Annotated in this window: 5 protein-coding genes; all 5 read right to left on the bottom strand. The window is 75.0% G+C overall.

The features are described from left to right. Positions 1–71: 71 nt before the first annotated feature. Positions 72–1,253 (bottom strand): cytochrome P450, encoded by a 1,182-nt coding sequence (locus J2S46_RS38680; RefSeq protein WP_191293518.1) that lies wholly within the window; start codon positions 1,251–1,253, stop codon positions 72–74. Further along, complete coding sequence (locus tag J2S46_RS38675; RefSeq protein WP_229913251.1) at positions 1,229–2,137, bottom strand: thioesterase II family protein; 909 nt, start codon at positions 2,135–2,137, stop codon at positions 1,229–1,231. Before J2S46_RS38675 ends, J2S46_RS38680 begins: the two co-directional genes overlap by 25 nt. After that, positions 2,134–3,972, bottom strand: coding sequence for a non-ribosomal peptide synthetase (locus J2S46_RS38670; protein WP_191293516.1), 1,839 nt, complete (start codon positions 3,970–3,972; stop codon positions 2,134–2,136). The genes J2S46_RS38675 and J2S46_RS38670 overlap by 4 nt, the downstream gene beginning before the upstream one ends. A 110-nt stretch (positions 3,973–4,082) precedes the next feature. Beyond that, the gene (locus tag J2S46_RS38665; RefSeq protein WP_229913250.1) at positions 4,083–8,537 is read right to left on the bottom strand and encodes a non-ribosomal peptide synthetase; all 4,455 of its coding nucleotides are present in this window, start codon (positions 8,535–8,537) and stop codon (positions 4,083–4,085) included. Between the two features lie 124 nt (positions 8,538–8,661). Continuing rightward, positions 8,662–13,377 (bottom strand): non-ribosomal peptide synthetase, encoded by a 4,716-nt coding sequence (locus tag J2S46_RS38660; protein ID WP_307352621.1) that lies wholly within the window; start codon positions 13,375–13,377, stop codon positions 8,662–8,664. Between the last annotated feature and the right edge of the window lie 103 nt (positions 13,378–13,480).

The raw sequence follows: 13,480 nt of genomic DNA, 5'->3' as shown, positions 1-13,480 counted from the left end.
CGGCAGTAGGCCAGGCAGGAGAGCGGCAGTTCAACAGCCGCCCCCGAGAGGGTTGTTCGGATCGGGCCTGTTCAGCGGGCGATCAACCGGGCGGGGAAGTGGTCCAGTCCGAAGTTGATCAGGGACCGGTTGTACTGCGGCGGCCCGATCGGCTCGATCACCGCGACGCGCTCCAGCGCGGCCGAGAACAGCGCGCCGAGTTCGGCCTTGGCCAGCGGGGCTCCGATGCAGTAGTGGGCGCCGAGGCCGAGCGCCAGGTGCCGGTTGGGCTTGCGGTCGAGCAGGATCTCGTGCGGCCGCTCGAAGGCCGCCGGGTCGTGGTTGGCCGCCCAGGTCCAGACGACCACCCGGTCGCCCCGGCGGACCAGGTGTCCGCCGAGCTCGATGTCCCGGGTGGCGGTGCGCAGTGTGTGCAGACCGACCGAGGTCCAGCGCAGCAGTTCGTCGATGGCGAGGTCCATGGTCGCCTCACCGCTCTGCAACTGCCGCCACAGCTCCGGGTGCTGGGCGAGGGTGAGCAACCCGATCGCGGCCGTGTGGCGGACGGTCTGGACCCCGCCGACCACGATGTTGTCCAGGTTGAGCACCACGTCCTCGACCGGCATCAGCCGGCCGCCTGGCTTGTAGGTCGCCATGGTGCTGATCAGGTCGTCGCCGGGGTCGGCCCGGCGCCGCAAGACCTGGTGCAGCAGGTACGGGATGAGCTGCTGGTGGCCGGCCCGGCGCTCGTCGGCGGTGCGGCCGAGGAAGGCCGCGTCGCAGACCCGCACCACCATGTCACGGTCGCCCGCGGGCACGTCGAGCAGGTCGCACATCACGGCCAGCGGGAGCGCCGACACGGCGTCCACCAGGTCGGTCTCACCCTGGGCGACGGCCTTGTCCATGATCTCGCCGGCCAGTTCGGTGATGCTCCGGGCTGCGTTGCGGACCCCGCCGGGCGTGAAGAACGGGTTGGCGGGGGCGCGGAGTTGCCGGTGGCGGGGCGGGTCGGCCAGGGCCATCATCCGGCCGGCGCCGGCGGGCGTGCGGCCCTCGCCGGTGCCGAGCAGCGAGCCGCCCTCGGAGCTGTAGGCGCCGGCGTTCCTCAGCACCTCGGCCGCCAGGTCGTAGGAGAGCACGGACCAGACCGGGCCGTCCTCGGCGGTCTCGGTGCGCTGGACGGGGGCGGCGGCGCGCAGTTCGTCGATGACGGCGGGCAGTTCCGGGCGGGCCCAGAGTCCGGGGTCACTCAGATCGAGCGTGGTGCTGACCATTGCTGCTCCTTCTGGCGCCGGAGATCCGGCTGGTCGAGGTGGTCCTGCTGGTCGAGTCGGTCCGTACGGTCCAGGTCGTACAGGTGGTCCAGGTCGATCGGGCCGGCGGGCCCGCGCGGGTCCACCGGCTCCGGCCGGCGGGCCGGCCCGCGGGTGATCAGGGAGGTGAGCAGTTCGGCCGGCCCGCGCTGTTCGACGGTGGCCAGCAGGTGCCCGCCGGGCACCACCGTCAGGCCGAAGGTCCCGCTGGTGTGCCGGGCCCAGTCGTCCAGCAGGCCGGCGCCGAGCATCGGGTCGGCGTCGCCGACCACGGCGTGCAGATCGGACTCGATCGGTGGCCCCGGCCGGTACCGGTAGGTGTGCCTGACGTCCAGGTCGGTCTGGATGGCGTGCAGCGCGATCTCCCGCAACTCCGGCTCGGACGAGACGAGTTCACCCATTCCGGCGAGCCGGAGCAGGTCCTCGGCGTCGCGGTGCTGCGGGCGCCCGCCGATCCAGGCGCTGGGCGGCTGGGCCGAGGCGGTGACCAGGAGCCGTGGCCGGCGGCCGGGCGGCAGGGCGCGGGCCGTCTCGAAGGCGAGCAGCGCGCCGAGGCTCTGCCCGTAGAAGCCGAACGGGCCGTCCAGGTGGGGGCCGAGCTCCGCCGCCACCGTCCGGACCAGCTGGTCGAAGGTGGCGGGCATCGGGTGCCGCCCGCGGCCGCCCCGGGCGGGCATCCGCAACGCCCAGACCTCGGCGAGCGGGGCCAGCGCGTGCGCCAGCGGGATGTAGGCGGTGGCGTCGCCGCCGGCGTGCGGGAAGCAGAACAGCCGGAACGGGCGGTGCTGCTGGGGGGCGGGGACGAGCAGCCAGTCGCCCTCGACCCGGGGGCGGCCGGCGGTCATCGGGTGCCGTCGCGGCGGGCGACCAGGGCCGGGCGGGGCGCCGCCCCGGCGAGGGTGGCGCGGCGGACGGCCTCGGTGAAGGCGGCCAGGTCCTCGGCGTCCAGCAGGTGGCGCAGCTGCAGTTCGACGCCGAGCTTGCGGCGCAGCATGTGGACCACCCGCAGCGCGGCGAGCGAGTGGCCGCCGAGGTCGAGGAAGCTGTCCTCGGGGCGGACGCCGTCCAGGCCGAGGACGGTGCGCCAGACTCCGGCGACCTGCTCGCCGAGGCCGTCGGTGCCGGTGGACCCGTCGGTGCCGGTGCTGCTCCCGGTACCGGCGAGGGGCTCGGCGGGCGCGGCCGGTACCGGGAGAGCCGCGTGGTCCGTCTTGCCGTTGGGGGTGAGCGGGAAGGCCGGCAGCACGGTCACGGTGGCGGGGACGAGGTGCGCCGGCAGCTGCCCGCGCAGGTGCTCCAGCAGCTCGGCGGGGGCGACCAGGGACGCCGCGGTGACGTAGCCGGCCAGGCGCTGGTCGCCGGGGGCGGCCTCGTACACCTTGACGGCGGACTCGGCGACGGCCGGGTGGCGGGCCAGCGCGTGCTCGATCTCGCCGAGTTCGATCCGGTAGCCGCGCAGCTTGACCTGCCGGTCGACCCGTCCGGCGTACTCCAGCAGGCCACCGGGGCCCCGACGGGCCTGGTCGCCGGTGCGGTACATCCGCTCCCCGGGGGTGAAGGGGCTGGCGACGAAGCGTCCGGCGGTCAGGCCGGGGCGGCGGACGTAGCCGTGGGCGACGCCCGGACCGGTGAGGTAGAGCTCGCCGGTGGCGCCGGGGGCGACCGGCCGCAGCCGCTCGTCCAGCAGGTGGGCCCCGACGCCGGGCAGCGGGGAGCCGATGTGCGGTCCGGGGCCGCTGACGGGTGCGGTGGTGGCGTCGACCGTGCACTCGGTGGGGCCGTACAGGTTGAGGGCGTCCAGGCCGGCCGCGTCGATCTCCTTCCAGGTCCGCTCGGGCACCGGCTCGCCGCCCATGAACAGGCGGGGGGTGCGGGTGCCGGCCAACGGCTCGCGGAGCAGCTCCCAGTGCGAGGGGGTGAGGTCCAGGTCGGTGACGCCGTGCCGGGCGATGACGGCCGCGAGGCGCTCGGGGTCCAGGCGTTCGGCGTCGTCCAGGACGACCAGGGTGTCGCCGCGGCAGACCCGGGCCCACTGCTGGACGGAGGCGTCGAAGGAGACGCTGGCGTTCCAGCCGACCACGGCCGGCTCCGCGCGGTAGGCGCCGCTCTGCTCCAGGCCGGCCAGCAGGGCGGCGACGTTGCCGCGGCCGACCTCGACGCCCTTGGGGGTGCCGGTGGAGCCGGAGGTGTAGATCACGTACGCCGGGTCGAGCGGGGTGCCGTCTTCGGTCGGGTCGGCGGGCGCCCCGGCGGTGTCCGGGCGGATGGTGCGCACGCCGGGCGGCAGGGCGAGGGCGGCGGCGTCCGTGCTGATCAGCAGGGCGAGGCCGGCGTCCTCGGCCATCAGGGCGAGCCGCGGGGCCGGGTAGGCGGGGTCGAGCGGGACGTACGCGGCGCCGGCCCGCCAGACGGCGAGCAGGGCCACCACCAGATCGGCCGTCCGGGGCAGGTGGACGCCGACCCGGTCGCCGCGGCCGATGCCGTGGGCGCGCAGGGCGCCGGCCAGCACGGCGGTGCGGTGGTCGAGTTCGGCGAAGCTGAGGCTGGTGCCGGCGGCCCGCACGGCGGTGCGGGCGGGGGTGGTGGCTGCTGCCCGGAGGAAGCGGGCCACCGGGTCCCGCGGCGGGTCGAGCGGCTGCCGGTGGGTGGCGGCCGGAGTGGTGTCCAGGATGTCGGTCATGCCGGGTGCTCCTCGTCTGGGGTGGGGTGCGGCCGGGTGCGGCCGGCCGGGCGCCGCGCCCCGGGTGGGCGCGGCACCGGTGCGGTCCGGGTGCGTGCGGTGCCGGGCTCTCAGGCCCGGTCGGGCCCGCCGGCCACGGCGGCGGCCAGCTCGGCCAGGGCCGCCGTGTAGGCGTCGACGAACTCGGTGGCCGTCCGGTCGGGCACCACCGACCGCTGGTGGTCGACGGCCAGCAGGACGCGGTCGGACACCGGGTCCTGGATGAGCGAGGCGCCGAAGGCGAAGCTGTTGGGTTCGTGCCGCATGGTCGGCTCGCAGCCGATCCGGGCGTCCACGATCCGGGCGGAGCTGAGCGTGCCCAGGGCGTGGAAGCGCAGGTAGCCGAACTGGCTGTCGAGCCGGGTGTCGGCCATCAGCCGGGCCAGCCGGGCGAACGGCACCCGCCGGTGCGGCATCATCTCCAGCTCCTCCCGGTGCACGGCGCGCACCAGGGCCAGCGGGTCGTCGTCGACCGGCTCGCCGACCAGCGGCACGGTGTTGAGGAAGAGCCCCAGCACCTCGGTGCCGCCGCGCCGCTCCAGCCGTCCGTTCATCGCCAGGCCGGTGGTGACGCGGTCCCGCCCGGTGATCGCCCGGAGCGCCCGCAGATGGGCGGCGAGCGCGACCGACTTGACCGGGACGCCGGCCGCGTCGGCGACCAGCCGCAGCTGGCCGGGCGCCGCCGGGAGCACCCGCTCCAGGGTCCGGGGCACCTCGTGCACCTCGCTGCTGCCGGGCCACAGTTCACCGCTGACACCGGCCAGCTTGGCGCGCCAGTAGGCGAGCGAGTCGGCGTCGGCGGCGGCCTCCCGTTCGACCGTGACGAAGTCGCGGAAGGCGGAGCGGGGGGCGGGTGCGGGCGGACTCGCCGGGTCGGCGGCCAGTTCGGCGTGCCGCTCCAGGAGTTCGGTGAGCAGCGAGGTGAAGCTCCAGCCGTCCAGGATGGCGTGGTGCTCGGACAGGGTGAGCTGGAAGACCTGGTCGGCCAGGCGCTGCACGGTGATCCGCAGCAGCGGCGGTTCCATCAGGTCGAAGGGGGTGGAGCGGTGGTGCTCGAAGACGGCGCGGACGGCCTCGTCCTGGGTGTCGGTGCCGCGCAGGTCGGCGAACTCGACGGGTGCGGGCAGTTCGCCGTGCACCAGCTGGAGCGGCTCGCGGTAGCCGGACAGGTCGAGGCCCGTGCGCAACACCGGGTGCCGGTCCAGGACTTCGGCCACCGCCCGGCGGAAGGCGGTCTCGTCCAGGGCGGCCGAGATCCGGTAGCTGTTGACGTTGTGGTAGCTGTCGGTGCCGCCGGCGATCTCCATGTGGAAGACCATGCTGAGCTGCATGGAGACCATCGGGTAGGCGTCGGAGAGGCCCGGCGGGAGGGCGGCGCGGTCCTCGGGGTCGAGCAGGGCGAAGGGCTGGTCGGCCGCGGCCGCGGCGGTCACCGGCCGGGCCAGGGGCAGCAGTTCGGAGACGGTGGGGGCGCCGAAGACGTCCCGCAGGGAGACCGTCCAGCCCGCCTCGTGCAGGTGGCCGGCCAGTTGGACGGCGCGGATGGAGTCGCCGCCGAGGTGGAAGAAGTCGTCGTGGACTCCGACCTCGTCGATGCCGAGGACACGTGACCAGGCGTCGGCGAAGGCCCGCTCGGCGGCGGTGCGTGGCGGTACGTGGCGCCCACCGGCCGCCGCGGGGGCGCCGGGGGCCGGCAGGGCGGCCCGGTCGACCTTGCCGTTGACGGTCAGCGGCAGGGCGTCCAGGACGGTGACGCTCGCCGGGATCATGTAGTCCGGCAGGGTGCGGGCCAGGAACTCGCGGACCCGTTCGGGCGCCCGGCCGGTCAGGTAGGCGGCGAGGCGCTGGTCGTGGACGGTGACCACGCAGGCGTCGACGTCCGGGTGGGCGCTCAACGCGTTTTCGATCTCGCCGAGTTCGATCCGGAAGCCGCGCAGTTTCACCTGAAAGTCGGCACGGCCGACGTACTCCAGGCCGCCGCCCGGCAGCCGCTTGGCGACGTCCCCGGTGCGGTACATCCGGGCGCCGGGGACGCCGGCGTAGGGGTCGGCGACGAACCGGGCGGCGCTGAGGCCGGGGCGCTGCCAGTAGCCGTGGGCGAGGCTGCCGCCGCCGATGTACAGCTCGCCGGGGACGCCCTCGGGGCAGGGCCGCAGCCAGTCGTCGAGCACCAGCGCGTCGAGGTGCGGCATCGCCTCGCCGATCAGGCTGCGCTCGAACCCGCCGGTGGCGCCGGGCCCGGCGATGTCGAAAGTGGTGACGTGGACGGTGGTCTCGGTGATCCCGTAGAGGTTGCAGATCCGGGCCGGCGGCAGCGGATCGAGGTCGAGCCAGCGCTGGACGACGGCGGGGTCGAGGGCCTCGCCGCCCAGCATGATCTGCTTCAGCGCGGGCAGCGGCCTCGGGCGCCGGCGCAGGGCCGGTTCCAGCTGGCGCAGCGCGGACGGGGTGAGGCAGAGGTGGGACACGCCCTCCTCGTCCAGCAGTTGGGCGAACTCCTCGGGCGAGCGGCTGGTCAGGTAGGGCACCACGACCAGCCGGGCGCCGTGGTGCAGGGCGCCCCAGATCTCCCAGACCGTCCAGTCGAAGGCGTAGCTGTGGAAGAGCGTCCAGGCGTCCTGCGGGCCGAAGCCGAAGTGTTCGGCGCCGGCCGCCATCAGGCGGCTGACGTGCTCGTGGGCGATCGCGACGCCCTTGGGACGGCCGGTGGAGCCGGAGGTGAAGATCACGTAGGCGGTGTCGCCGGGGCGGGCGCCGGCCCGCGGGCGGGTGGCGGGCATCGTGGCGGTCTCCGCGGCCCGGGCGGCGAGGTCGTGGCGCAGCCAGGGGCCTTCCGGCACCCGGTCGGGCAGGTCGGTGAGGACGAGGGTGACGCCGGTGTCGCCGAACACGGTGGCCGCGCGGCCGGCCGGTGCGGCCGGGTCGACGGGGACGTAGGCGGCGCCGGCCTTGAGGACGGCGAGGACGCTCACCACGATGTCGGCGGTCCGGTCGAGCAGCAGGCCGACCCGGTCGCCGCGGCGGACGCCGGCGGCGGTCAGCGCGTGGGCGAGGCGGTTGGCGCGCTCGTCCAGATCGGTGTAGGTGAGCGCGCGGGCCCCGTCGGTGAGGGCGGTCCGCTCGCCGTGGCGGTCGGCTGCGTCCTCGAAGAGCTGGTGCAGGCAGCGGCCCTGCGGGATCCGGGCGGGCCGGCCGGCGCTCGCGGGGGTGCCGAGCTCGCGCAGCGGGCGGTCCAGGTGGTCGAGGGCGGCGGTCAGCAAGGTCTGCCAGTCGGCGGCCATCCGGCGGACCGTCGCCGGGTCGAACAGGTCGGTGCGGTACTCGGCCTCGCCGCGCAGCTCGCCGCTGTCGAAGACGGACCAGGTCAGGTCGAACTTGCTGGTGCCGTTGGAGCGGACGGCCCGCTCGGCGAGGGCCTCGCCGAAGCGCAGCGCGGCGGCGTCCTCGGCGTGCGCGCCGAACACCACCTGGACCAGCGGGGCGTGCTGGGCCGAGCGGTCCGGTGCCAGCCGGTCGACCAGCTGGTCGAAGGGGACGTCCAGGTAGGCGTAGCCCTCGAAGGCGACCTCCTGGACGTGCTCCAGCAGCTCGCGGAAGGTCATCGTCCGGGCGAGCCGGACCCGCAGCGGCAGCAGGTTGACGAAGTAGCCGACCAGGTTCTCCAGTTCGGGGCGGTTGCGGGTGGTGACGGGGGTGCCGATCACCATGTCCTCGGCGCCGGTCCAGCGGTGCAGCAGCAGCGCGAAGGCGGCCAGCATGACCATGAACGGGGTGACGCCCTCCTCCTCCGCCAGGTGCTTGACCCGGGCGGCGGTGCCCGGCTCCAGGGCGAACGGCTCGGTGGCGCCGTGGTGGCTCCGGTGGGCGGGGCGCGGGCGGTCGCCGGGGATCTCCAGCAGGCCCGGTGCCCCGTCGAGCTGGAGCTTCCAGTGGGCCAGGTGCTCCTCGAAGGACTGCGCCTGCTCCTCGGCCGCGTAGTCGGCGTACTGGGTGGTGAGCACCGGGAGTTCGGCCGCGCGGCCGGCCACGGCGGCACTGTAGAGCTCGGCCAGCTCTCGCTCGAAGACGTCGGCCGACCAGCCGTCCCAGACGATGTGGTGGACGACCACGGCCATGGTGGCCCGCTGCTCCCCGGTGCGGAGCACCGACGCCCGCAGCAGGGGGCCCTGTTCGAGGTCGAAGGGTGCGGCCGCCTCGGCGGCGATCAGCTCCTCGGCGCGCCGGGCGCTCTCCCGCTCGTCGAGGGCCCGCAGGTCGGTCACCGTGAAGGGGACGGCCGGGCTGTGCCGGACGTGCTGGCGCGGGCCGTCCTCGTGCAGGGCGAAGATGGTGCGCAGGGCTTCGTGCCGGGCCACCAGGGCGCCCAGGGCGCTCTCCAGTCGCACCAGGTCGAGGGCGCCGGTGAACTCGAACACCCAGGGGATGTTGTAGGTGGCCGCTCCGGGGTTCCAGCGGTCGAGGAACCACAGGCCCCTCTGCAGCCCCGACACGGGGGCGACCCGGGCCGGCTCTTCGGTGGAGGTCACTGTCCTGTTTCCTTCCTTGGGCGGACCCGGCGGACCCGGCGGGGGCGCGGGCGGGTGGTAGGGCTGGGGCCGGATCCGGGTCGCGCACCGAGGTGGCGGCCGCCGGCGGAGCGGGGGCGGGCGGTCACCGGGCCGTGAGCCGTTCGGCGATCGCGCCGACGGTCTTCGCCCGGAACACCACGTGCGGCGCCACCTTGGTACCGGTCTCCCGGGAGAGCCGCATCGCGACCCGGACGGCGGCCAGCGAGTTGCCCCCGATCCGGAAGAAGTTGTCGTCCCGGCCGACCTGCGGCAGGTCAAGGACGGCTCGGACGGCGTCGGCCACCAGCAGTTCCATCCCGTCCAGCGCGGCGGCCGCCGGGCCCGGTGCCGGCCGGGGCGCCGGGGCGGGCAGCGCCCGGCGGTCGGTCTTGCCGTTGGGGTTGAGCGGCAGGGCGTCGAGGATGTCGACGGTGGCGGGGATCATGTACTCGGGGAGCCGGCCGCCCAGTTCGGCGAGCAGGGCGTCGATGTCGGGCGGGGTGGGTCCGGCGGTGATGTAGGCGGCCAGCCGCTTGTCCCCGGGGGCCGGTTCGTGGACGGTGACGGCGGCCTCCCGGACCAGCGGGTGGCTGGTCAGGGCGTCCTCGATCTCACCCGGTTCGACCCGGAACCCGCGGATCTTGATCTGGTCGTCGATCCGTCCGGTGATCTCCAGCGTGCCGTCCTCGGTGCGGTGCCCGAGGTCCCCGGTGCGGTAGAGCCGCTCCCCCGGCCGGCCGTACGGGTGGGCGACGAAGCGGCCCGCGGTGAGGGCCGGCCGGCCCAGGTAGCCGTACGCCAACCCGCCCCCGGCGGCATAGAGTTCGCCGCTCTCACCGGGGCCGACCGGGCGCAGTGCGGCGTCCAGGACGTGGATCTCCTTGCCGTTCAGCGGGTGGCCGATGGGGATCGAGGTACCGCCGAGGTCCTGCGGGCCGACCTGGTGGCAGGTGGTCAGGCCGAGGCTCTCCACCGGCCCGTAGCCGTTCGCGACCACCAGCCGCGGGTGGTTCTCCAGGGCCTTGGCGACATGGGTCACCGAGGCCCGCTCGCCGGCGGTGAAGGCCACCTTGAGGTGGTCGAAGGTCTGCGGGAACTCCTCCAGCAGGAAGTTGAACAGGCTGGCGGAGAGCTGGAGCTGGGTGACCCGGTGGCGCCGGGTGAGGGTGGCGATGGTCTCCGGGTCGGGCCGCCGGCCGGGCTGCAGCACGCAGGTGCCGCCGAACAGCAGGGCGCCGTACAGTTCCAGCGCGAAGGCGTCCCAGGAGACCGGCGAGCACTGCAACCAGACCTCCTCGGGGCCGAAGCGGGCGTAGTCCTGGCCGAGGTAGGTGGTGGTGAGCGCCCGGTGCGGGGCCGCGACGCCCTTGGGGCGGCCGGTGGAGCCGGAGGTGAACATCACGCAGGCCAGGTCGTCGCCGGTGACCGGGAGCGCGAGGTCCTGCCCCGGGCAGCGGGCCACCTCCCCGGCCACCTCGTCGAGGTCGAGGTGGGCGGTGCCCTCGAACGGCGCGGGGGCGTGGCGGTGGGTGAGGACCAGCGCGGCGCCGCTGTCCGCGACGGCACCGGCCAGCCGCTCGGCGGGGAAGTCCGGGTCGAGCAGGGTGTAGCCGGCGCCGGTCTTCAGCACCGCGAGCAGCGCCACCACCAGATCGTGGCCGCGTTCGGTCAGGATCGCGACGACGTCACCCCGGCCGACCCCGCGGCCGGCCAGGAAGTGCCCGAGCCGGTTGGCCCGGGTGTTCAGCTCCCCGTAGGTCAGCGCCAGCCCGGTGTCGCCCTCGACCACGGCGGTGGCCTGCGGGGCGAGTTCGGCCCGGGCCTCGAAGAGGGTGTGCGCGGCGGGGTCGACGGCGGCGGCCAGGGTGTTTGCCCAGCTGTCGCAGAGGCCGGCGACGGTCTCGGGGTCGAACAGGTCGCTGTCGTACTCGAAGCGCCCGGTGAAGCCGGTACCGAGGTCGTCGACGGAGATCGACAGGTCGAACCGGGACACCTCGTTGGAGTGCAGGGCACGGGTGACCTCGCTCTCCCCGACGGTGAGCGGCCGGGTGTCCAGCGGGTGCAGTTCGAGCAGCACCTGGCAGAGCGGGTTGCGGTCCTCCGGCCGGTCGTCCAGGACGAGTGCGGTGATCTCGTCGAAGGGGGTGTCCTGGTGCCGGTAGGCACCGATCGCCACCTCGCGGACGTGCTGGACGAGTTCACGGAAGTCCGCGTCCTCGGCGAGCCGCAGGCGCAGCGGCAGCAGGTTGATGAAGTAGCCGATCAGGCCGTTCAGTTCGGTGCGTCCGCGCAGGCTCACCGGGGTGCCGAGGACCATGTCCCGCTGGCCGGAGCGGCGGTGCAGGGTCAGCGCCAGGCCGGCCAGCAGCACCATGAACGGGGTGGCGTCCTCGCTGCGGGCGAACTCGCGCACCGCGCGGGCGACCGGGGTCGGCAGCGCGAAGCGGTGGAAGGCGCCGCGGAAGGCCTGGATCTCGGGGCGGGGGTGGTCGGTGGGCAGCACCGGGGTCTGCGGGGCGTCGGCGAGCGCGGTGCGCCAGTGGGCGAGCCGCTCCTCGGCGTTCTCGTCCTCGTACTGCCAGGCGCTGTAGTCGGTGTACTGGACGGGGAGTTCGGGCAGGACGTGGTCGCGTCCCTCGCGCAGCGCCGCGTACAGCTCCTGGAGTTCCTGCTCCAGGACGGGCAGCGAGCCCTCGTCCCAGACGATGTGGTGGAACATCAGCAGCAGGGTGGTCGCGCCGTCGGGGGTGCGGACGGCGTGGGCGCGCACCAGCGGCCCGTGCTCCAGGTCGAAGGGTTCCCGGGCCAGTTCGGCGACCAGCGCGTCGGGCTGCTCCGCCGGGCTGTCCAGGACGGTGAAGGGCAACTCGATCCGCTCATGGACGAGTTGCTCGGGGCCGTCCTCGCCGAGGACGAAGGTGGTCCGCAGGCTCTGGTGCCGGGCGACCACCGTCTCCAGGGCGGCGCGCAGCAGTTCGGTCTCGACCGGGCCGTGGAAGCGGAAAACCCAGGGCACGTTGTAGGTGGCCGCGCCGGGGTTCCACTGCTCCAGGAACCAGAGCCCGCGCTGGTACTTGGACAGCGGTGCCCGGGTGAGGCCGCGGGCGGTCAGCGGCGGCTGCTCGGGGCCGGCGGAGGCGGTGACGGCGGCGGCGAACTCGGCGAGGGTCGGCGCGTCGAAGATGGTGTACGGCGACACCATGCCGAACACCTCGTAGACCCGGCCGACCACCCGGACGGCGGTCAGCGAGTCCCCGCCGAGGTGGAAGAAGTTGTCGTCGGCGCCGACCTCGGCGACGCCGAGCACGTCGGACCAGACGGCGGCGATCAGCTGCTCGGCCGCGGTGCGCGGCGGGCGGTGGCCGGGGCGGCGGGACTCGGCGGCCTCCGGCGCCGGCAGCGCGGCGCGGTCGACCTTGCCGCCGGCCGTCAGCGGGAACCCGGCCAGCACGGTGAGCGTCGCGGGGATCATGTGCTCGGGCAGCCGGCCGGCCAGGAAGGCCCGGGCCCGGGCGTAGTCGGGGACGGGCGCGGTGTCCGAGGCGGTGACGTAGGCGGCGAGCCGGCCCTCGTGGGCGGCCACGGCGCAGCCGGCGACGCCCGGGCAGCCGGCCAGGGCGACCTCGATCTCGCCGGGCTCGACCCGGAAGCCGCGGATCTTCACCTGCTGGTCGGCCCGGCCCAGGTACTCGGGCGGAGCTCCCTCGTGCGGCCGCCGGACGAGGTCCCCGGTGCGGTACATCCGGGCGCCGGGGGCGGCGGACCAGGGGTCGGCGACGAAGCGTTCGGCGCTCGGCCCGGGCCGGCCGCAGTAGCCCCAGGCGAGCAGCGGGCCGCCGATGTACAGCTCGCCGGCGGTGCCGGGCGGGCAGGGGCGCAGCCGTTCGTCGAGGATGTGCAGGGTGCGCCCGCCGAGGGCCTCGCCGATCGGCACGACGGCGGCGGTGTTGTCGCCGGCGGCGGTGTGGACGGTCGCGGTGTGGACGGTCGCGGTGATCACCGTCTCGGTGGGACCGTAGGCGTTCAGCAGGGGTACCCCGGTGAGCCGGTGCCAGCCGGCCGCGGTGGCCGGGTGCAGCCGGTCGCTGCCGGAGATCATCAGCCGCAGGGTGCCCGGCGCGGCGCGCCCGGGCAGTGCGGCGACCAGCTCCTGGAAGTAGCCGGCGGACAGGTTGGCGACGGTCACGCCTTCGGCGTCCAGCAGGTCGAGCAGCTCGGCCGGGGTGAGCAGTTGGCGCTCCGGCAGGACCAGGCAGGCCCCGGCCGCCAGTGCGCCGAGGATCTGTTCGATCGCCACGTCCACGGTGGGCCGGGCGAACTGCAGCACCACGTCGTCCTCGGTCAGCCCGAACCGGGCCACGATGGCGTGGAGGTGCCCGGTCAGGGCGTCCAGCGAAACGAGGACGCCCTTGGGGGTGCCGGTGGTGCCGGAGGTGTGGATCACGTACCCGGCCGGGCCGGCGGTGCCGGCCGCGGCGCCCGGGCGGACGGTGAGCCGGCCGCCCGTCAGGACGGCGGCCGCGCCGGCCCCGTCCAGGATCGCCCGGTTCCGCTCCTCGGGTGCCTGCGGGTCGAGCGGGAGGTGGACCCGGCCGGCCCGGAGCACGGCCAGCATCCCGACCAGGTGGTCGAACCGGTCGTCGGCGGTGACGGCGACGACCTGGCCCGGGGCGGTCTCCCGGGCGATCTCCCCGGCGAGCGCGCCGCTCAGCTCGTCCAGCTCGCGGTAGGTGACCGTTCGGCCGGCCCGGCGGACCGCCGGACGGGACGGGTGGCGGCGGGCCGCCGGGAGGAACGGGAATTCGCTGGAGGACATCATTCAACCCCGATGCTTGGTGACGGCGATGCCGGGCCGCCGTGGGCCGGGCGCGACTGTCCGCCGGACCGGCGGGACAGGAGAAGGGATCACGGCAGGACTCGGC

This window comes from Kitasatospora herbaricolor, from assembly GCF_030813695.1.
GTDB lineage: Bacteria > Actinomycetota > Actinomycetes > Streptomycetales > Streptomycetaceae > Kitasatospora > Kitasatospora herbaricolor.
The sequence above is the reverse complement of the archived record's forward strand: the minus strand, read 5'-3'. Positions and strand labels throughout refer to the sequence as shown.